The 20,891-nt window shown below is 32.6% G+C and carries 17 protein-coding genes; 1 reads left to right on the top strand and 16 read right to left on the bottom strand.

Going from position 1 to position 20,891, the window contains the following annotated elements:
- Nucleotides 1-180: 180 nt before the first annotated feature.
- The 9 genes from rlmB to sucC all read right to left on the bottom strand — a co-directional run bounded on the left by rlmB (nucleotide 181) and on the right by sucC (nucleotide 12,046).
- Nucleotides 181-966 carry a 23S rRNA (guanosine(2251)-2'-O)-methyltransferase RlmB gene (gene rlmB / locus HN894_12815; GenBank protein MBT7144201.1) on the bottom strand — a complete coding sequence of 262 codons (786 nt, stop codon included), beginning with the start codon at nucleotides 964-966 and terminating at the stop codon, nucleotides 181-183.
- The gene (locus HN894_12810; protein ID MBT7144200.1) at nucleotides 966-2,255 is read right to left on the bottom strand and encodes a GWxTD domain-containing protein; all 1,290 of its coding nucleotides are present in this window, start codon (nucleotides 2,253-2,255) and stop codon (nucleotides 966-968) included. The genes rlmB and HN894_12810 overlap by 1 nt, the downstream gene beginning before the upstream one ends.
- 185 nt (nucleotides 2,256-2,440) lie before the next feature.
- Nucleotides 2,441-4,375 carry an ABC-F family ATP-binding cassette domain-containing protein gene (locus HN894_12805; GenBank protein MBT7144199.1) on the bottom strand — a complete coding sequence of 645 codons (1,935 nt, stop codon included), beginning with the start codon at nucleotides 4,373-4,375 and terminating at the stop codon, nucleotides 2,441-2,443.
- A gap of 64 nt (nucleotides 4,376-4,439) precedes the next feature.
- Nucleotides 4,440-4,808, bottom strand: a complete 369-nt coding sequence (locus HN894_12800) for a sulfite exporter TauE/SafE family protein (GenBank protein MBT7144198.1) — start codon at nucleotides 4,806-4,808, stop codon at nucleotides 4,440-4,442.
- 27 nt (nucleotides 4,809-4,835) lie between these two features.
- A complete protein-coding gene (locus HN894_12795; GenBank protein MBT7144197.1) occupies nucleotides 4,836-8,117 on the bottom strand; it encodes a hypothetical protein in 3,282 nt (1,093 codons plus the stop codon).
- A gap of 237 nt (nucleotides 8,118-8,354) precedes the next feature.
- Nucleotides 8,355-8,594: a transferase gene (locus tag HN894_12790; GenBank protein MBT7144196.1), complete on the bottom strand. Its 240-nt coding sequence runs from the start codon at nucleotides 8,592-8,594 to the stop codon at nucleotides 8,355-8,357.
- 435 nt (nucleotides 8,595-9,029) lie between these two features.
- Nucleotides 9,030-9,992, bottom strand: a complete 963-nt coding sequence (locus HN894_12785; GenBank protein MBT7144195.1) for a glycosyltransferase family 2 protein — start codon at nucleotides 9,990-9,992, stop codon at nucleotides 9,030-9,032.
- Nucleotides 9,993-10,021: 29 nt separating this feature from the next.
- Complete coding sequence (gene cysQ / locus HN894_12780; protein MBT7144194.1) at nucleotides 10,022-10,834, bottom strand: 3'(2'),5'-bisphosphate nucleotidase CysQ; 813 nt, start codon at nucleotides 10,832-10,834, stop codon at nucleotides 10,022-10,024.
- A 24-nt stretch (nucleotides 10,835-10,858) separates the two neighbouring features.
- Nucleotides 10,859-12,046, bottom strand: coding sequence for an ADP-forming succinate--CoA ligase subunit beta (sucC, locus tag HN894_12775; GenBank protein ID MBT7144193.1), 1,188 nt, complete (start codon nucleotides 12,044-12,046; stop codon nucleotides 10,859-10,861).
- Between the two features lie 115 nt (nucleotides 12,047-12,161).
- Here sucC and HN894_12770 point away from each other — a divergent pair, with 115 nt between their 5' ends.
- The gene (locus HN894_12770) at nucleotides 12,162-12,695 is read left to right on the top strand and encodes an RNA methyltransferase (protein ID MBT7144192.1); all 534 of its coding nucleotides are present in this window, start codon (nucleotides 12,162-12,164) and stop codon (nucleotides 12,693-12,695) included.
- 237 nt (nucleotides 12,696-12,932) lie between these two features.
- On the opposite strand, the gene HN894_12765 is transcribed toward HN894_12770, so the two are convergent.
- From HN894_12765 to HN894_12735, 7 genes are all read right to left on the bottom strand, one after another.
- Complete coding sequence (locus HN894_12765; protein ID MBT7144191.1) at nucleotides 12,933-14,240, bottom strand: T9SS type A sorting domain-containing protein; 1,308 nt, start codon at nucleotides 14,238-14,240, stop codon at nucleotides 12,933-12,935.
- A 315-nt stretch (nucleotides 14,241-14,555) separates the two neighbouring features.
- On the bottom strand, nucleotides 14,556-15,413 hold the full coding sequence (locus tag HN894_12760; protein ID MBT7144190.1) for an alpha/beta fold hydrolase: 858 nt from the start codon (nucleotides 15,411-15,413) through the stop codon (nucleotides 14,556-14,558).
- A 302-nt stretch (nucleotides 15,414-15,715) separates the two neighbouring features.
- On the bottom strand, nucleotides 15,716-16,396 hold the full coding sequence (locus HN894_12755) for an ATP-binding cassette domain-containing protein (GenBank protein ID MBT7144189.1): 681 nt from the start codon (nucleotides 16,394-16,396) through the stop codon (nucleotides 15,716-15,718).
- Nucleotides 16,397-16,961: 565 nt separating this feature from the next.
- A complete protein-coding gene (locus tag HN894_12750) occupies nucleotides 16,962-18,485 on the bottom strand; it encodes an SAM-dependent DNA methyltransferase (GenBank protein MBT7144188.1) in 1,524 nt (507 codons plus the stop codon).
- Nucleotides 18,486-18,536: 51 nt separating this feature from the next.
- Nucleotides 18,537-18,851, bottom strand: coding sequence for a hypothetical protein (locus HN894_12745; protein MBT7144187.1), 315 nt, complete (start codon nucleotides 18,849-18,851; stop codon nucleotides 18,537-18,539).
- A gap of 33 nt (nucleotides 18,852-18,884) precedes the next feature.
- Entirely contained in the window at nucleotides 18,885-20,273 is a 1,389-nt protein-coding gene (locus tag HN894_12740; protein MBT7144186.1) for a hypothetical protein, read from the bottom strand.
- 6 nt (nucleotides 20,274-20,279) lie between these two features.
- Nucleotides 20,280-20,891: DUF4062 domain-containing protein (locus tag HN894_12735; protein ID MBT7144185.1), on the bottom strand; the 612-nt coding region annotated here is incomplete at its 5' end.

The following is a 20,891-nucleotide window of genomic DNA, read 5'->3' as shown; positions in this document are numbered from 1 at the left end:
TTTTGCCATTAGTGATAAAATATATTGAAACGCATTTATCAAGATAGTCAATAACTTAATAAACCATTGAATACAACAAATTGTTTGAATATAATATATTGATTATCAGTGATTACACTATATGAAAATAGGCATGCCTTAATATAAAATCCGGACAAAAAATGCTTTTGAAAAAATCCATTATACAACTGAGCCAATCATCCGTTGTCTAATAGCTTCATAAATTATAACTCCGCTTGCTATTGAAACGTTCAGTGAGTCAATTTTGCCAAATTGTGGAATGCGAACTTTTATATCAGAAAGTTTCAAATATTCGTTAGAAACTCCTTTTTCTTCGGAACCGGAAATAATTGTTGTTGGCAATGTGAAATTTATCGTGTAATAGTAATTGCTTGATTTTTCGCTTGCTGCAACAATTTGCAAACCACTGTTCTTTAAGAAAACTATTGTTTCTTTCAAATTAAAACTTCGGCAAATTGGAACCGAAAATAACGCACCTGCTGATGTTTTTATAGCATCGGCACTAATTCTGGCCGAACCAAAAGTAGGGATTATTATTGCATCAACTCCTGCACATTCGGCAGTTCTGACAATTGCTCCAAAGTTTCTAACGTCTGAAATTTTATCCAATATCAAAATTAGAGGAGTTTTCCCATTTTCGTAAATCGCAGGTAAAACATTTTCGATTTTTTGATATTCAATTACTGAAACATCTGCTACAATTCCCTGATGGTTGGCATTTGTAATTCTATTCAATTTTTCTATTGGTACATACTGATACGGGATTTCGTATTTTTTAACCAAATCGAATAATTCTGAGAAAATAGTAGATCTTAAGCCTTTTTTTATCAAAACTTTATTTAAAATTTTTCCAGACTTTATTGCTTCAATTGTTGTCCTGATTCCGTATATTTCCGTTGATTTTGCCATTTTTTTTATTTTCAAACCTTCAATTCTCCAAATCATCATTTCCCAATAGAGTAAATTCTTCCATCTCTCCAAGTTTCAATTGCTTTGTACCAACTGTTTTTGTATATATCGTTACGTATCAATACATAATCGTTTTCTGAAAAAGTGTTTTGTACTTTGTTGAATGTAAAATCCAATGAATAGTCCGAATTGGAATTTCCATAAATCCAACGTTCATTTTTGTTGGATTTATAAATTGTGCTTGGTTCTCCGAAAATGGAGTAAATCATGCCACGGTCTGTTTTCCAGCCTTCTTGATACGAACTGAAATAAATATTTGAATATTTTGCTCTTGAGTAATAAACACTTATTAGTTGCTTTGCACGATTGATATTTCCAGACTTTTTCAGCCAAAAACTGTCAATAGCAAGTTTTGGATTTCCGAATTCGAGAAGTTGTTTCATCTCTTTTTTAGAAGTTATAAATATCAATGGATCTATCATTTTATTGGCAGTTTTGAACTCGGGAAAATATTCGTCATAATTGAATAAAGTAATCCCATCTTTTTTAGTTGAATCTATCCTGAAATGATACATGCCATTGTATTTCAGCTCGAAAGAAAAATAATCTTGATTTGGGATTGTCCAGACACTATCCGCTACAAAGGAAAACGATTTTGGATTTATAATTGAAAATGGGGGATAGGGATGCGGGAAGGTCTTACTAAAATAGGAAATATAAATGTTTTCGAAATGGTTTCTTGTACAATTGATACTGAATTTTTCGCCCTCTATTAAATGATTTTTAAAATAGACTTCATTGTTTAACTTCAATAAAAAATTTTGCCTTGAAAACTTATTAAGCTTATCAATAGTTAGAAATGAGTGTTTTTTTTCATTTCTTAACAAATCTGTTGTTACAATCTCAATGTTATATTTCGATTTGTCAGGGATAGTCAGGGGAATATATGAAATAAAAATTTCGGAAATATTTGCTTTATTAATAAGTAAAATTGTACTGGCACTGTCAATCAATTCGTAACTATCTAATGATGAGATAATTTGATAATGAATTTTAATTTTAGAGATTTCTTCAGCTGTTTCTTTTGCTGCAATGAAGGTCAATTCGTTTGCATTTATTTTAAAAAACAGCGAAGAACTTGTATCTGAAATATGATAGACTAAAAACTCGGGATTTAAAGTTGATTTCCCGGATTGGTAAATATAGGCTACATTCCTATTGCTGACAGAATAATTGTATGCCGCACAGGAAAATAAACCAACTAATAAAATAGTTGAAAGGATTGAAATTGGATTTATCTTCATAAAAAGGTTTCGTTCGTTCATTCAGCAATATATATAATTATATCATCAATTTTTTCAGCTGTAATTTTAGAAATTTGTGCATTAAAAATACTTCTTTTGCTTATGTTTTTTATTGCTATGGATTTCAAGATTTTCCAATCAAATCGAATATATTTTTCCATATTTTCAATAAATTTTTCATTTATGCAAAGATACTTCTTTTTTAGTTATCTTTTATTCTCCCACTCTTCTTGCTCCTGGCAATATAATTCCCAATTTCCTAATTCAATTTCAAGCTCTTTCTTTTTTTCTTCATAAGTAGAAAATAACGAGTTGTCGCTAATTTTCTCGGAATCGGACAAAAGTATATCCATTTCTTTGATTTCTGATTCGAGTTCTGAGATCTTGGCTTCTGATTTTGAAATTTTATTGCTGATTTTCCTGATTATTTTTTCAAGCTCTTTCTTTTCTTTATAACTTTTCTTGTTTTCGCTTATTGATTGTTCAATATTTTTTGTTTTTATAGCCTTTTTGCGTTCTAACTCAACTAAGGAAGCAATTCTTTTTCGTTGCAAAAATTCATAAATGCCGCCAATATTTTCTTTAACTTTTTTGTTTTTAAATTCATAAACTTTACTAACCAATCCATCTAAGAAATCTCTATCGTGCGAAACAATGATAATAGTACCGTCGAATTGTTGCAAAGCTTTTTTCAATACATCTTTGGAGCGAAGGTCGAGATGATTTGTAGGCTCGTCGAGCACTAATAAATTTACAGGTTCGAGCAAGAGTTTGGCAAGAGCTAATCGTGAGCGTTCTCCTCCCGAAAGCACTTTCACTTTTTTCTCAATATCTTCGCCACTAAAAAGAAATGAGCCGAGAATATTCCTCGTTTTTGTCCTAATATCGCCAGTTGCAATTTCGTCGAGTGTTTCAAAAACAGTTTTGGCTTCATCTAAAAGTTCATCCTGATTTTGGGCAAAATATCCAATTTTGACTTTATGTCCTATTTTGCACATTCCTGAGTGATCCAATTCGCCCATAATGATTCTCGACAGTGTAGTTTTTCCTTCCCCATTTCTACCAACAAAAGCAATTTTTTCTCCTTTCTCAATAAAAAAATCAATATCCTTAAGTACAGACAAATTTCCGTAATTTTTAGAGAGACCTTTGGTTTCAACAATTATATTTCCAGAATGTGGTGCCGGCGGAAATTTGAAATGAATTTTAGATAAATCTTGTTCATCAATTTCTATTCTGTCAAGTTTTTCGAGGTGTTTTACTCGGCTTTGAACTTGCACGGCTTTGCTTGCCTTATATCTAAATCTCTTGATAAATGCCTCGGTATCTTCAATAATTTTTTGCTGATTTCTATATGCAGCGATTTGTTGCTGTTGGCGTTCGTCACGCAAATACAGATACTTCGAATAGGGAACTTTATAATCGTAAATTTTTCCTAAGGATATTTCTATTGTTCGTTTTGTTACATTGTCGAGGAACGCTCTGTCGTGCGAAATTAATACTACAGCTCCGGTATATTCTATTAGAAAGTTCTCGAGCCATTGAATCGATTCAATATCAAGATGATTTGTAGGCTCATCAAGCAGAATTGAATCTGGTTTTGAAATTAGAATTTTTGCCAATTCGATTCTCATTCTCCAACCTCCGCTAAATTCATTTGTAGGTCTTTGAAAATCAGAGGTTTCAAATCCGAGACCTAACAGGGTTTGTTCAATCTTGGATTGTATTGAATTACCTCCTAAAATTTGAAATCGTTCGTTTGCAACCGAAAGTGAGTCTATTAAATCCAAATATTCTTCGGTTTCGTAATCTGTTCTCGAACTTATATCATGATTTAAAGTTTTTATTTTTTTTTCAATGAAAATAATTTCGTCGAAAGCTGACATAATTTCGTCATACACATTTCTTTGGTCTTTAATTACCATTTGTTGAGGTAAGTAGCCAAATTTTAATTCATTGGGAAAATTAATTTTTCCATTGTCAGCAGTTTGCTCTCCAATTATCAATTTTAGTAAAGTAGATTTGCCAGCACCGTTTTTGCCAACCAAACCGATTTTATCTTGTTGGTTTATCAGAAACGAAATGTCTTTGAAAAGGACAAAACTGCCAAAAAAAACAGATATTTGATTTAAAGAAATCATATAATTTTAAATTAAATCATTAGTTAGAAATGCGTTGCTGTTCTCATTTTTTTCTAATTAGTTTTTATTTGCTAAAAATCATTTTGAAAGCAGCAATAAGCATTATTATTCCAAATATTTGGCGTAACAATTTTGCCGGAAGTTTTAAAGCTATTATCGAACCAAAGTAAGATCCAATGAAAAATGCAACAACAATTATTAGCACAAACTTTATATTTATTTGACCGGCTTTAAAATAGTTAAATGCTGAGATTAAACCTATTGGAAAGACCATCAAGGCAAGACTTGTTCCTTGTGCTTGCTGTTGGCTCAAACCTAAAAAAAATACCAAAGCCGGAACAATAATTATTCCGCCTCCTACTCCAAAACCACCGCTTATGAAACCGGCGAGTAATCCAATAAGTACTAAGGAAAGTATTTCAACAAGTTGCATATTATTGTGTTTGAGAATTTGTTATTTTTAAAAATCTAAACTTAACGAGAGGTAAAATAATCGTGGCAAAATAACATTTGTATCGACTCCCCATGCCCAATCTGCACGGACAAAATATCCGAAAAGCCTTGATCGTAAGCCAAAACCATATCCAAAAACAAAAGGGTTTTTGTTGTGGTCAATTATTACTAAAACAGGCGGTTGGTCAATTACTTCGGAATTATAAGCATTTTCTTCTGAAAAGGGTAAAAACCCTGTCCATGCCGAGCCAATATCTGCAAATCCAATTGCCTGAAGGTTAGCTATGAAATCGTTGCTTATGGGGCGGTTAGCAAAATATCTGATGAAAGGAAAACGCAATTCGCTGTTCAAAACAGCAAAACTATTTCCGTTTCTGATATTCTGCGAAAATCCTCTCATATTTGTTGCAACTGTTTGATACACATAATTTTTAGATTCATCAATTCTAATTGATGGATCGAAAGTGGGTACCAGAGTCGAAAAATTGTACCAATTGTCAACTCCACCGAGATAGTAAATTAATAAACTTTGTCCGAATGAACTGCTTGCTGCAAAACGACTTGCAAAAATCAAATTGCGATGAATTTTTTGATAATGTCTAATATCTGCACCCACAACAAATAAATCTGAATATCCATGATCCATTTTGAAATACGATTCAGCAAATATTTTCATACGGGTTCCATTATAAATATTTAAGCCTTTGGAAATTGTATTGTCGAAAATATATTCAAATTTTAGTCCAGCCCAGGAACTTAGCTCATTATCGTGAATTAGATTTGCATGATCTGTACTTAAAAATACTAAATTGTCTATTCTGAAATTTGCAGTTCCTTTTATAGCTGAAACCTGGCTAAAGGGAAATTTCAAAATATACATCAACTCATGTGTATAATATTTTTCAAAGGATGGATCAGAAAATGAAGAAACTACCGAGTAGTTTGTATTCTTGAAAGTTTGCCTATGAAAAATTACTTGTTTATCGATCCTCTTTTTCAGATTTTCGAAACTTAGCAAGTATTCATTACTTTGAAGATTGGGCGAAAGCCTTACACCTCCAGTGATTCTATAATCCTCAAAAAGGTCATTTGTTCCAAGTTTAAAGAACACATTTGGGCCGGGATTAAAATATACTTCGCCACCTGTGAATGTTTGATATGAGGCATTTAGAAAACTAAAATCAATTTGTGTTACTAAACTAGTTGTATAAAATGCAGTATTGTAAATTCTCGAAATCAGTCTTTTATTTTTTTGCGATTTTGCTTTTTCTTTGGCAGAATGATCAGTATTTTTGTCCGGTGCTTTTTCTATTTCAAAGGTGTAATTGTAAATATCAATCAGACTATCTGCCGGTTCTTTTGGAATATGTAGTTGATTTTCATCATTTATTTCTGTTTGAATTTCTTGGGATAGGTTTTTTAGGCTATCAAGTTTAATGAAATCGGCAGTATATTTTTTTCGAAATTCTGTTTCGGTCAATTCATTATTTTTAAAAGTTTCAGGAATTAAAATTTCATCATAATATATATGTTGTCTTCCTTCTTTTTCAAATAGTCCTGCTGTTTTATTGTTCTTGATTGAGTGAGTTGAAATATTTCGAGAATAACTTGAATAGGGGAAAATATTTGTGAAATATCTATAATGAATTGCTGTGTCGATAAAGTTTATGGTACTATCAAAAATTGCAATATTTTGATTTATTATTCCGCTTGCATCACTCAAAAATATATACTTATGTTTTTCAATTTCATACGGGAAGCTTTCGTTGATGTATGGAGTATTTGTAATCTGAAATATTTTGACACTATCTTTTTCAACATCAGCAATATAAATGTCGTTTTTCAATTGATAATCATTTTTGGATTCAGGATTGTTGGCGAAAGAATTTTTTCGGTTGGAACTAAAAATAATTTGTTTTGAATTGTTTAGAAATTGGGGATTAAAATCGTCTGCTATATCGTTTGTAATCTGTTGGTTAGTGTGTGAAATTAAATTATGAATATAGATGTCGGTTTGTGAATTTACACTAGCCGACATTGCAAGATTTATTCCATTTTGTGAAAATGAGTAGTCTAATATTTTGTCGAGATAAAAAAGTTCGAGAGAGCTTGTTTTTTTTTCGTCAAGTTCATATCTTGAGAATAATATTTTTCCCTTACGTTCGGTGATATATGAAAGGATTTTAGAACTTGGGTGCCATTCTATTATTGGATATGAGTAGTCTGTAATTTGCTCTATTTTATGTTCTCTTTTTAGAATACACTTTCGCTTCGAATTTTCAATATCATATAGCCAAATTTTATATCGCCCTTGTTGATTCGTAACATATGCGATATATTTTTCATTCGGACTAATTTTCGGATTTTGGTATTTTCTATTTGATTTTGCTTTATTGATAATCAATGATTTGTCAGGTAGTTTTTCTTCAACAGAATTCTCAAAATATTTCATTGAATAATGAATCAGCCAATCGTCTGAAAGTTGAGAAAATGGAATGCCAAGTGTATAAAGGAAACCATTATCCGAATTTTTGCTTATTCGTGTCAAATAAATAATATTCGGAATTATGTCTTCGCCATAGGTTTCTGCTACAAACTTCCAAATCGAATGTCCTGCGTATTTTGCATCTTCGCCGGTTAAATGATTAAATTTTTCGTATTTTCCGCTTAAAATCCCGTCTTTAATTTTGTCTTCTAATTCGAAATTCCAATTCTCTGCCGTCCACGATATCAAGCCACTTTTATACCATTCCGGAATTGTGAGCAGTGTTGAATTTGCAAAATTGTCTTTTATGCTATTTCCATAAAGAAGCTCATTTATCAAAATTTCAGTCATTGCTGCTACAATTTGTTTTTCCATTTGGTTATGGTCGCCTTCGAAATACAAAAAAACTTTATTATCAATAATTTTTGTAACTCCTCCAATATTTCCGAGTTCGTTTTCCGAAACTAAACCAATGTTTGATTGTCGAAAATCTGATAATTTATTGAATATGATGAAGATGAACCGTTTATCTAAAGAGTATTGGTAATATTTTTCTAAACTGCCAATCTTAGCTTCAACGGTTTTTGCCGTGAAAAGTGCCAATTCTTTTCCATGAACGTAGTAGTAAACATCAAATTTGTCGTATCTGTAAAATTGCCAAAAGAATTGCTCATATTGTACTCTATTTTTGCCAAAGGTCATTTGATGTCCGTTGTAGAATTGGCTTTGCAAATCAGGAACTCCAAGAACCAGGATTATGAAAAATAAATATATATATTTCACTAAAAAACCTATTCTTAGCATTTTTATAATTTCTCTTATTAAAAAGAAAATTTTGTTCACTTTTTCCTTGAATATTATTAAATTAAATTGCCTTCAATTATTTTAGAAAATATTGTTTATTAAGTTGTTAGTTTATTTTCTGAATTAAATTTTTGTGAAGTATGTATTTTTTTTATTCCTTTTAGAAGATTAATAGGTTTTAATACCTTTATTATAAAAATGTCTTCATGAAAATTCAGATTTGAAAATATCGAATGCCTAACTTTCTCTATCAATGGTTTTAACAACTTTTGCAGGAACACCTCCAACAATCGAATTTTCAGGAACATCTTTCGTAACAACAGAGCCAACTGCAACCACCGAGCCTTTCCCAACCTTCACGCCTTTTAGAATAGTAACTCTTGCGCCAATCCAAACATCGTCTTCAATAATAATTCCTGATTTTGCTCCACCTTTTGTATGATCTTTTATATCATGAAAATCGCTATCCATAATCATTGTAAGAGGTCCGAATTTGCAATTGTTCCCTATGACAATTTTTTCAGATGCCGAGATAAAAACCCCATTTAAATAATTATTATCGCCAATTTCTAACACACCGCCTCGATGGGCTGAAAGTCTTGTTTTGTGGATATTAGACCAAATACTAACAACATTCCCGATTGTAATTTTCCCTTTGTTTCTAATTTGTGGGCATCCTTTCGTTTGCACGAGAGGTCCTATTTTGTTGCATCTTACTAAGTATATTTTCGTTTTGAAAATATTCCAGGCAATACCAATTATTCTAAAAATAAATAGAATATAAACTATCAGAGAAGTTTTTTCAATACCTCTGTCAGTCATCATTTTTTGCAATTCGCGTTTCAAGAGTTCTTTCATAGCAATAAGGTTTTAATAATTTCAAATAAAATCGATGAAAAAAAACACAATTATCTAAAAATAAGTGTCGTATAATTCAAACTGCTTATTTTCTGATTTTTTCAATTTTGGGTTTTGATGAATTCCCTTATAATTGAAAAAATTCCAAAATATTCCCTTATAAAATGCAGCAAATAATTTAAATTCTCGCTTAAGCAGAAATTGTACCATCGATTTTGGTACAGATAAAAATGAAAAGAAGAGAATGCTTATTACGAAAGTCAGAAAATTTGTATTCCTACGTAAATAGATAATTCTATTTCGCCCCATATGATAAACCTTCAAAGGAGAATTTTTCCCAATAGAAATAGATTCTTTATGATAAATTTTTGAATTTGCTACATAGAATGCTTTGTAGCCAGCTCTTCTGAACATTGCACACCAGTCGTGTTCTTCATAGTAAAGAAAATAAATGTCGGGCATCAAGCCCATTTCAAGCATAGTTTCCATCCTCACCAAAAGACATGCACCATGTCCCAGATCAGATTCTCTGGTAGTGTCATATTGACCGGTATCAATTTCTTGATATCCAATATTTCGTCCACGTCCGGTGAATGGATTAATTGCAACTGCACCTGCATATTGAATCATTTTTTTGTTTTCGCTATAATAAAAAACAATTTTCGGCGATGCCATTGCAATCTTCTCATCGCTTTCCAATTTTTCGACGAGAGGTTCTAAAAAATCGGGTTCAACTTCAGTATCATTGTTCAGAAAAAGAATATATTTCCCTTTTGCCTCTTTCACACCAATGTTGTTTCCTCCGGCAAATCCAAGATTTTTTTTGCTTATAATTAAATTTACGTAGGGATATTTTTCTTTTATAAGTTCCGGCTTGTCAGAGGGTGAACCATTGTCAACGATTATTATTTCAATATTTGGATACGAAATGTTTTTCAATGAATCCAGCATTTCGAATGTAACGGCAGATTGATTGTAATTAACCGAGATAATTGATACTAAAGGAAATTCTTTCATAATAAAATTGATTTATATTTTATTTCAATTCATCCATTGGGCTTGACTATAAACCAAGGGTTTAGAAGATTCTCTTTATTGTATTTAAGAAGGGTTTTTCCATCTTGTTTTGTAACTAAGAAACCGGCAGCGATGCATATAGAATGTCCTGCGGCTGTGTCCCATTCCATGGTTGGTGCAAATCGAGGGTAAATATCTGCAAATCCTTCGGCCACCATGCACAATTTAAGAGAACTACCTTTGGAAATCATTTCAATATCGCCATTTGTTTTTTTCAGCTCATTGATAAATTCTTCGGTTTCAGCAGACATATGAGAACGGCTTCCTACTACAGTATATTTCTCTTTTTTTATGTTCTTCGGTAGCTTGTCGGCACGTTCGATAAGTTTATTTATTGAAAAATTACTTTCATTTTCAATTGCAATTTTTTCGATTTTAAATGCTCCTAAATTTTCTATACCAAAATACAGATCTTCTAAAACAGGTACATAAATTACACCGGCTACGGGAATTCCATTGTTAATAAGAGCAATGTTTACTGTAAATTCTCCATTTCTCTTAATAAATTCTTTGGTACCATCTAAAGGATCTACCAACCAAAAATAATCCCAATTCGACCGTTCTTCGTAAGCAATATTTCGTCCTTCCTCGCTAAGGACAGGAATATCTGTTTTTTGCAAAAAATCTACAATTGTGCGATGAGCTTTTTTGTCTGCCAATGTTAAGGGAGAATTGTCTCCTTTCATTTCAATACCAAAATCGGCGGTTTGATATATTTCCAAAATATCCTTTCCGGCAGTTAATGAAGCTTTCACTGCAACAGAAAGAATATTTTTAATAATATTTATATCCATTATTTGATTATATTATACAACTTTTTTTACCAAATCGGCAGCTTCTTTCAGTGTAATTGCTGAGTAAACTTTTAATCCGGACTTATCTACAAGTTCTTTTCCTTCTTCGGCATTGGTTCCCTGAAGACGAACAATTACCGGAACTTTAATATTTCCAATACTTTTGTATGCCTCGACAACACCTTGAGCAACTCTATCGCATCTAACAATTCCTCCAAATATATTAATTAAAATGGCTTTAACATTTGGGTCTTTCAAGATAATTCTAAAACCTGCTTCAACAGTTTCTGCATTTGCCGAGCCCCCGACATCAAGGAAATTTGCAGGGTCGCCGCCCGAAAGTTTAATAATATCCATTGTAGCCATGGCCAGACCTGCACCATTTACCATGCAGCCAACATTTCCGTCAAGTTTCACGAAATTCAAATCGTATTTTCCGGCTTCTACTTCTGTTGGGTCTTCTTCGTTGATGTCTCTAAACTCAGCAAATTCTTTTTGTCGGTATAAAGCATTGTCGTCTATTGAAACTTTTGCATCGGCAGCAAGGATTAGATTATCGGAAGTTTTAAAAACAGGATTAATTTCGAAAAGAGCAGCATCGCATTTTTCATAAGCATTATATAAGGCAACTGCAAATTTTGTCATTTCTTTGAAAGCTTTGCCTGAGAGCCCAAGATTGAACGCAATTTTTCTTGCTTGGAAAGCTTGAATTCCAACTTTTGGATCTATTACTTCTTTGAAAATCAAATGTGGAGTTTTTTCGGCAACAGTCTCAATATCCATTCCGCCTTCAGTGGAGTACATCACTATGTTTTTACTAGATGAGCGGTCTAAAAGTACGCTCATATAAAACTCTTTGATTTCGCTTTCGCCAGGATAAAAAATTCCTTGTTCGATAAGAACTTTATTTACTTTTTTTCCTTCAGGTCCGGTTTGATGGGTAACCAACTGCATACCAATAATTTCTTTGGCAAATTGTTTTACTTCATCTAAAGATTTAGCTATTTTTACGCCTCCACCTTTTCCTCTTCCGCCTGCATGAATTTGTGCTTTCACAGCCCAACTATCGTTGCTTGCTATTGACCTGATTTTTTTTGCAGCTTCGACTGCTGAATCCGGAGAATCTGCAACTTGTGCCTCTGGCACTGCAACTCCAAACTTTCTCAATATCCGTTTTCCTTGATATTCGTGTATGTTCATTACAAAATAATTAAAAAAATATTCAATTTAAATAATTGCCTAAGATAATTTGTTTAAGAGTTTCTACAAAAGTAATTTTGACAAATTTATTTTTTGACCTAAAAATCATAGTTTTATGCGTAAACTTAGAATAGATGAAATTGATAGAAAAACGGTGGAAGTGTTCAAAAAAGCACAAAAAATTCCTATAATAATTGTTCTTGACAATGTAAGAAGTTTGAACAATATTGGGTCGGCTTTTAGGACAGCAGACGCATTTTTAATTGAAGCAATTTATCTTTGTGGATTTACTGCTTGCCCACCACATAAAGATATACATAAAACTGCACTCGGTGCTACCGAATCTGTAGATTGGAAATATTTTAAAACAACAATGGATGCTCTTGATGATTTGAAGCAAAAACGCTTTACTATTGTTTCAGTAGAGCAAGCCAAAGGAAGTGTTTTTCTTGAGAAATTTGAGATTAAGGATGAATTGAAGTATGCTTTGATTTTTGGAAATGAAGTGAAAGGAGTAGAACAGACTGCGATTGATGACAGTGATTATTGTGTTGAAATTCCACAACTTGGTACAAAACACTCGCTGAATATTTCTGTGAGTGTGGGTATTGTTTTGTGGGAGTTTTTTAAAAGCTTTAAAGGAATTTGATAAAGTTTTGTTTTATATAACCAAGGCTCGAATATAAAATATATTCCTTCAATTATTTGGTATGCAGGATTTTATATGCTAATTTTTCAATGAGCAACTTTGAGTCTTCTTTATAGCACTTTATGAATGCTGTTGCAAAGTGCCATAAAGAATGTACTAAGTTTCACAAGGTAATTTATAAAAATTTTATCTGTTTAGAATATTTGAATTTCAATTATTTTTTATCACCAAGCCAAATTATTCCTTCAAAAGTTTGATTAAACTAGTTCCTGAATTAGTTGAAATTTTAGCTAAATAAATTCCTTGAGCAAAGTTTGAGGCATCAATTTTCGCAATATGGCTATTAGGAATGTGATTTAGTATAAGCTTTGCCTGTGAGTCAAATACTTGCAGGGAAGTAATATTTGTGTTTTCAGAAGAAATAGTCCACTGAGAATTTGACGGATTGGGAAATACATTCAGTCCATTTACTTCTATATTGTTTGTTCCTTGCGGTAATTCTCCAAATTCCACATCGTCGAAATAATATGTTTTTTCTCCTGCAGTTGCTCCATCTGTTCCAAAATTGAAGAAGATTGATGCCATATTATAAGTCCAACCCATGTTTAAACCAACACTTAATAATTCTGTGCCGGGAGCCTGGTTTATGAAGTCAAATTCTATTATTTCCCAATCACCTGAAACGGTAGTATTGGTTTCTGTTTCGCAAGTGTGAGTTGGATCATTCGAATCTTCGACTTTCAATCTGATAGGAGTATTAGAATCGGGAGACCATACTTTAACCGTCATTTTTGAGTTAGTCAAGGTCAAAGGAATATCTGTGGCAAATCCAGCAGGAGTACCAATAGTAGTACCGGCCCATGTTTCTGCCTGAGCAGTTTTGATGGCTTTAATAACCATATTGCTTCCATCTGTCGGATCAGCTACTAGAGAAGATTCATTGCCGCCAAAATCAGTTGTGGTATAATTTATGATTGAGCCTTCGAAATCTACAGGTAAATCAATTTGAGTACCACCGAAAAATTGTTCGATATCATCGAAAAGGAAAGTTGAGCTTGCAGAACCATCTCCAACATTACCAAAGTCGAACATAAAAACAATTTCGTTGTAGTTGGCAGGTTCACCTGAAAAATCCCATGTTAATACTTCCCACTCGCTGGAGACAGTAGTTTGGGCATCTCTTTCTGTTTCACCAGATCCTTCGAGTTTGAATTTAACAGTAGTTCCAATAGGAGCCGAAGTGTAAACTTTCATTGAAATAGAAGTCGAACTTGAAAAATCGAGATTGGCATCTAATTGGATTTTACTACCGGCCCAAGTCTGTCCGCCATCTCTTACTATTTGTGCTACCATTGTGCTGGTATTTAAACCATTAGCCTGAGGATTTGCTATTACTGTTCCTGTTCCTCCATCGAAATCGATGAAATCGGAAGTTACTACCGCTGTTTCAAAATCAATAGGTAAAGATTGGGAATAAGTGATTGAAGTAATTAAAAGTAGAATTAGTGTTGCGATTGTTTTAATGTTGTTTTTCTTTAGTAACATGTTTTTTAGATTATTAATTAATACTGTATTTTTTCTATTTTAGTTTATAAATCCTTATCTGGCATTCATTTCAAAACTCTCATTTTTGATAATTAAAAAAAACAAATATATACTATAAAAGTAAATTAGCAATTTTATAAAGGTCAATTATTTTGAAATAGTTCTTCCAAAAAAGAGCAACAAAAACCTTTTCAAATTATGTAACAAAATTTCGACTACCATTTTCATTAAATTTAGGATTTAATCAATCCCGAATTTTAATCGGCAATAAACCATGTATTTTGGTTTCTTGCTACTTTTATATTCGTAGGTGCATTATGTGCTGGCTTTCTTTAATTCTTCAATAAATATTCCAGTAGCTTCTTCGTGTGGATAATGCCCAACATTGTCAAGTTTTATGACCGTTTTGTTTGTTAATTCCTTTTCCCAAACATTTAATTCTTGTTCTCTAAATGCAATGTCTTTCATTCCCCAAATTAATGTTTTTGGAATATTGTCTAAATTCTTGCGTTTCTGCCATAAACTGTCAAGCCATTCACTTGATGCAATTATTTGTTTAGGAAAAGTCCAACAACCTTTTCTATCCTTTTTTGTTTCAAGATGTCTGTAAATTGTGGGATCAAAATGTTTTTTGTCAACGATACATTTTTTGATTATTATCTTTCCGAAAAAATTAAAGTTCTTTATTAAAAACCGTCCTATAGGTCCACCAACAAATCCACTAAATTTTTTGTAATATGGGTCGTCTTTGGCTGACCACATCCATGTATTTGTAATAATCAAGTGTTTTATTTTGTCTGGATTATTAATCGCATAGGATAATCCAATCGGTCCACCCCAATCATTTACTACTAAAACAAATTTGTCTAAATTCAAATGATTGATGAATTTTTCAAAGTTTGCAGCGTGATTTTTCGGTAAGTAATTCCAGTCAAATGGTTTATCAGAAAGTCCAAAACCAATATTGTCTGCCGAAATGCATCTATTTGTTTTTGATAATACCTTAATTGATTTTCTATATTCATAAGACCAACCTGGATTTCCGTGAACAAAAACAATTGGCTCGCCTTTTCCTTCGTCCACATAGTGCAATTTTCCAATTGGTAAATCAAAATAATTTGAATTGAATGGATATTGTTTTTTGTCTAACCAAGCTTTATTTTCTGTTGTCATATTTTGTCCTTCTAAATATTAATTCTGTCGTTTGTTTTGCTTACACATCAAATTTTGAATATGATGTGTTTGGCATTTCAATGCTCCAAAATTTCATTTTACTACTGTGTTTATTTATTACTAATTCATTCATATCTACCATTTTCTGCCCAATTATTTATCTTGGATGTTGAACTAAACCCAAACCAACAAATTCAGTAAAAATCTTGTAAACTCATCTTTTAATTTCATTAAATATGTAAAGATGGTGAAAAAAAGTAAATCCCTATTTTTCATTGGGACTTATTAGTTTTTCGCTGTTTTTATTTTCTTGGGTGTTGGGAACCTTTTTGATTTATATATCCATGTTTTATTAGATCCGCTTTGTCTTGAGTCAAATATGTTTTGCCATTAGAAATTACATAAATATCATCGCAAATATCAATTATGTGTTCATATAAATGGTCTGTAATAATAATTCCTTTTTTTTCTTTCTCAGCTCTCACAATGTTTTTTATTGTATCAACATGCACAGGCATAACTTGTGAAAACGGTTCATCCAACATGCAAAATTTTGTTTTTGAAGCAATTATTGAGTAAATCTCAACGATTCTATTTTCCCCTCCTGATAGATTTCCTATTTTTGAATTGTAGTATTTTTTGAATTCTGGGAAGTATCCAATGAACTGAGAAAAATCTATGTTGAAGTCTTTAAAAATTCTTTTGATTTTTATGTTTCGCGGGATAAAATTGAATTGAGGCAAATATCGTAAAATTTCAGGATTTCGATATCCATCATATATAGCATTTCCATCCAATCGAATTGACTTATTATTTGTTTTAAGTTCTCCATAGATAATATTCAAAAGACATGTTTTTCCAGAGCCATTTCGCCCAAGAATTCCAGTTGTTTTCCCAGTTTCATTTTTGAGATAAACATCCTGAAGTATTCTTTTAGTGTCAAATTCAAGAATTATACTGTCAACTTCCAGGGAGTGTTTCATGAAGGTGTGATGCTAAAATTATTGAAGGAATTAAGAATAATAAAAAGTCAAAGACTATAATAGGAATCCAAATTATCAATCTTGACAAACCAAGATTTTTATAATAGTAAAATTGATTTTTTTTATAAATATTTACAAAATATACAGTTAATGCAAGCGTAATAATCTTAAACCAAAATAATGCTTGAATCATGTAAATCCCTTTTGCTCCAAAACCATATAGAAGTCCTAGGCAAGTGCAAGTTATTAATAAACTAATAAATGCGAATGACTTATAAAATGTTAATATTAATCGTATTGTCTTCATTCAAATATTGCTACAAATAAAAAATATTAAAACTACTGAGCTCGGTTTGGTGGTTTTTTGTTGTTTTCGTATTCTTAGGTGTTGTATGCTGGGCCTTCTTTATTTTTGTCATTTCATTTTCAATTTGGCACTGTCCTAATTTAGTTTTTTCTAGCCGACAAAAAAGTGGTGGTATTGCACTCTCTATGACAAGAATTTTTCGTGTTGTAGGCTTTTTGCACTATTTGACAATGTGTATGGATGCAAAGTGCTGGCATATTATTCTGTTTGTCCGTTTATAGTTGCCATTATTCCCTTAAAACTATTCAATCCCGATTCTAAGTTTTCAATAATCTCGTTTGCCAAAATATCAGGGTCTGGTAGATTATCCAAATCAGTCAGACTTTTGTCTTTGAGCCAAAATATATCCAAGTTGGTTTTATCTCTCGCCAGTATTTCTTCATAAGCATATTTACGCCAACGTCCATCGGGATTTTCTTCGCTCCAAGTCTCAGTTCGTTTGTGTCTATTATCAGGATTATACAGCTTAACAAAGTCGGCTAAATCAGCCATAGACATTTGCTTTTTCTTAAGCGTATGATGAATGTTAGTACGGTAATCATAAATCCACACTTCTTTGGTTTGTGCTTCTTTACTAGCTGCTTTGTTATCGAAGAATAACACATTTGCTTTTACGCCATGTGCATAAAACAAGCCTGTTGGTAAACGCAGAATGGTATGTAAATCGGTAGTCAGCATTAATTGTTTTCGGACTTCTTCGCCTGCACCACCTTCGAATAATACATTATCGGGTAAAACTACGGCAGCTTCACCCGTAATTTTTAATTGTGTTTTTATGTGCTGTAAAAAGTTAAGCTGTTTGTTGGAAGTGGTTTCCCAAAAATCCTGACGGTTGTAACTTAAATCTTCTTTTTCAGCTTCGCCTTGTTCGTTGGTAATGGTCATGCTGCTTTTCTTGCCGAAAGGTGGATTAGCCAAAACATAATCGTAGCGGCTACCCTCGTCGGAGACCAAAGCGTCATTTGATGAAATGAAGCTCATACCATCTATCTCACCAATGTTGTGCAAATACATATTCATTAAACACATACGGCGTGTGTTGGCTACAATTTCATTTCCGTGAAAAGTATCGTTTTTTATAAACTCCTTTTCTTCACGGTCGAGTTGGTTATTGGCTACAATCCAATCGTAAGCAGCTAAAAAGAAACCGCCTGTGCCACATGCAGGGTCGGAAATGGTTTTCATGGGTTTGGGTTGCACACAAGCCACCATTGTTTTTATCAAAGCACGAGGGGTAAAATATTGCCCTGCGCCCGACTTGGTATCTTCGGCATTCTTTTCCAACAAACCTTCGTAAATCTTGCCTTTAATGTCGGCTCCCATCATCGACCATTGTTCTTGGTCTATCATGTTGATTACACGCGAAAGCTTAGCAGGGTCTTGTATCTTATTTTGGCTCTTGGTAAATATTTGCCCTAACATTCCTTTTTCGGTGCTCAAACTGCGTAGCAATTGCGAATAGAACGATTCTAATTCAGCACCTCGTTTGCTCGATAGCGTTTCCCAATCACAGGTTTCACCATCTGCAATTTCTTTGCCCTCTACATCCTTTATGCGAGGAAACTGCAACCCTTTATTGTAGGGTGGTTTGTTTAATTCATCTGCCATTTTTAAGAATAACAGATAAGTAATTTGCTCTAAGTAGTCACCATAGCCTACGCCATCGTCACGAAGTACGCCAGCGAGGTTCCATATTTTTGATATTATGCTTGAATCGGTCATTTTAGTTCTATATAAATGTACTTTTTAATCTATCCGGTAATTTCCGGCAATTCATAGCGTTGCTGTAGTTGCAATACTATTATTAACTGTATCTTCATTCTTAATAAGTCTATCAGCACTAATTTGATACTTATTTATTCGGTAATATCTGGTAATATTATTAAAGCCATATATGTTATCAGCAGAACTATCATCTTTTATATCATCTACACTATCAGGTAATTCACAGCTTTCAGTACGCCTACAAACAATATCTCTTAAAGTATTTACTTGGCAATATCCGGTAAAAGCATTAGCATTACTATTTATAAGAGCTACTTTAGTAACACTACTATAACTACTAACATTATTACTATTTATACTCATTGAATAAGCTTTATTAGCACGACTACTTAAATATTATCCGGCAACATCCGGCAATTCTTTATTTGTTCTTATATATCTAGTGGAAGGGCCTTGTCCTTCTTTATTAATATATTTACTTCTAACTAATAGAGAAATATCATTCCGAGCAGTCTTTTCCGATATCCGCCCCGAAAAATACTGTTCATATTCCTTACTAGTAAAGAAACTACTTTTTTTGAGCTGTGCTAAATACTCATTCATTCTATCATTTAACTGTTCCGATTCAGTATGTAGAGTTAAGGTAGTATAACCTCCTTTACTTCGCCATTCAGGTGATTTATATCCTGCTTTGATAAACTGATTCTTAATCAAACTTAAACCCCGTCCCACTTTCTCCATTTTACCTCTTAAATGGAATATATGGGCTATAGACGGATTTCGTAAAACAGAATGATGCAGCAATATCTTATTATCTTCAGTAATAATATTTGCAGGGATTTCACCCGAATTTATTATTTCAACCTTATCGGTATAAATATTTATCGTGACATCTCCTGAAAAATCGGAATAATCTCGATGAACTATCGCATTTATTACAGCCTCACGGAGTGCTTCATTTGGATATTTAGGTGCAGTTTGTCTGTGCCCTGTAGCTGGATTAAATTCGCTAATAAGTGGTAAATTCTTTGTGAAATAATCTATCACTCTATTGTAGCTTATAAACAGATTGTCTTCAATAAACACCTCGTCGGCAAAACTTCCTCCTTCTTTTCCGAAAGGCATAACAGTAATCCTTATTCTGCACTGAGGAATATATTTTGCTGGTTTTCCGCCAAAAAGAAGCATCGCTCCATTACTTACAAAAGAATAATCTAGCATTTTAAAATAAGACAAAAAGTCATCAACAGACTCCGGCAAACTGTTTCCTTTATCTTTAATTTTAGCATCTTTAATAGTTGCAAGAATTTCGTCTTTATCTAAATCATCAATTGTAGCATCGGTTACACTTATTTTCTCCCATACAGAGGTTTGTGGCTGACTTGTCCTTAGAAGTAAACTTATTTCATCAGGATTTGCCTTTTTTGTAGAACTGCCCATACGAACATAATATTCACCATCATACGAATAAGGCTGATTGGAACCTTTATGAACATTAACCAAAATAAGCTTTTTGCCCTGATATGATTCCTCATTTATGTATACCAAAGGCTGGGGCATTATTTTATTTAATACTGCTGCTTCTAATTCTTCAAGTTTTTCTTCGACATAATCCGCTATACCGATAGCTTTTTTATTTGTATATCCTATTAAAACCCAACCACCTTCACCATTTAAAAAGGCACATACGGTCTGTAATGTAAGCTGAATATTGAATTTAGATTTAAACTCAATATTAACATCTTCTTGCTTCAAGAGCTTTGTGATAAAAGATTGTGCTGCCATAATATATTATTTTGAGTTATTTATTAATTTTTTAATCCGTTCAGGATATTTAAATTGAGATTCAAGATGTAACACAATATCTTTAATATCGACATAAGATTGAACCCAATTACCAGTTCGTTTAGATGCTGGCTTTTCTTTGTCTTTTATTGCTTCGTTATACATTTCAACACTACGGGTATCCATTACCTTATTATCCTTGAAAGAAATATCCTCAAATTTTAATACTTCATTGGTAGTATCCTTTATTACTTTATTATTTCTGAATAAATCTCTGGTAAAAGGCACTCTGTAATCTGCTAAAACAAAGCGTGGAATATCTAATTTATAAGCAGTCTCAAATTCATAGTGTGTTATCGATTTATCTCCTTTTTTTAAAACACCGGAGCCATATGACGGTCTAATAAAGCCTAGAAATACATCACAATCTTCTACACCATCAGTGCAATTTATAAGGTTGGATAAACGACTGTTCAGAGGAATGCTTCCTTTGTGAGACATATATACATCGTAACCTAAATTATCTAATAACTCATAGATACGATTTAAGTCACTTTCAAAATTATAAACCGTAGTAGCTACAAATACCTTTATGTGATTCCTTTCTTGTATCATATT

The sequence above is a fragment of the Bacteroidota bacterium genome (genome assembly GCA_018692315.1).
Taxonomy (GTDB): Bacteria; Bacteroidota; Bacteroidia; order Bacteroidales; family JABHKC01; genus JABHKC01.
This window is presented reverse-complemented; position numbering and strand designations above follow the sequence as displayed.

Excerpts from the sequence above, each read along its gene's own strand:
- rlmB (MBT7144201.1), bottom strand. The coding sequence starts at position 966 with ATGATTTGGAGAATTGAAGGTTTGAAAATAAAAAAAATGGCAAAATCA.
- HN894_12810 (MBT7144200.1), bottom strand. The coding sequence starts at position 2,255 with ATGAACGAACGAAACCTTTTTATGAAGATAAATCCAATTTCAATCCTT.
- HN894_12805 (MBT7144199.1), bottom strand. The coding sequence starts at position 4,375 with ATGATTTCTTTAAATCAAATATCTGTTTTTTTTGGCAGTTTTGTCCTT.
- HN894_12800 (MBT7144198.1), bottom strand. The coding sequence starts at position 4,808 with ATGCAACTTGTTGAAATACTTTCCTTAGTACTTATTGGATTACTCGCC.
- HN894_12795 (MBT7144197.1), bottom strand. The coding sequence starts at position 8,117 with ATGCTAAGAATAGGTTTTTTAGTGAAATATATATATTTATTTTTCATA.
- HN894_12790 (MBT7144196.1), bottom strand. The coding sequence starts at position 8,594 with ATGATTATGGATAGCGATTTTCATGATATAAAAGATCATACAAAAGGT.
- HN894_12785 (MBT7144195.1), bottom strand. The coding sequence starts at position 9,992 with ATGAAAGAATTTCCTTTAGTATCAATTATCTCGGTTAATTACAATCAA.
- sucC (MBT7144193.1), bottom strand. The coding sequence starts at position 12,046 with ATGAACATACACGAATATCAAGGAAAACGGATATTGAGAAAGTTTGGA.
- HN894_12770 (MBT7144192.1), top strand. The coding sequence starts at position 12,162 with ATGCGTAAACTTAGAATAGATGAAATTGATAGAAAAACGGTGGAAGTG.
- HN894_12765 (MBT7144191.1), bottom strand. The coding sequence starts at position 14,240 with ATGTTACTAAAGAAAAACAACATTAAAACAATCGCAACACTAATTCTA.
- HN894_12760 (MBT7144190.1), bottom strand. The coding sequence starts at position 15,413 with ATGACAACAGAAAATAAAGCTTGGTTAGACAAAAAACAATATCCATTC.
- HN894_12755 (MBT7144189.1), bottom strand. The coding sequence starts at position 16,396 with ATGAAACACTCCCTGGAAGTTGACAGTATAATTCTTGAATTTGACACT.
- HN894_12750 (MBT7144188.1), bottom strand. The coding sequence starts at position 18,485 with ATGACCGATTCAAGCATAATATCAAAAATATGGAACCTCGCTGGCGTA.
- HN894_12745 (MBT7144187.1), bottom strand. The coding sequence starts at position 18,851 with ATGAGTATAAATAGTAATAATGTTAGTAGTTATAGTAGTGTTACTAAA.
- HN894_12740 (MBT7144186.1), bottom strand. The coding sequence starts at position 20,273 with ATGGCAGCACAATCTTTTATCACAAAGCTCTTGAAGCAAGAAGATGTT.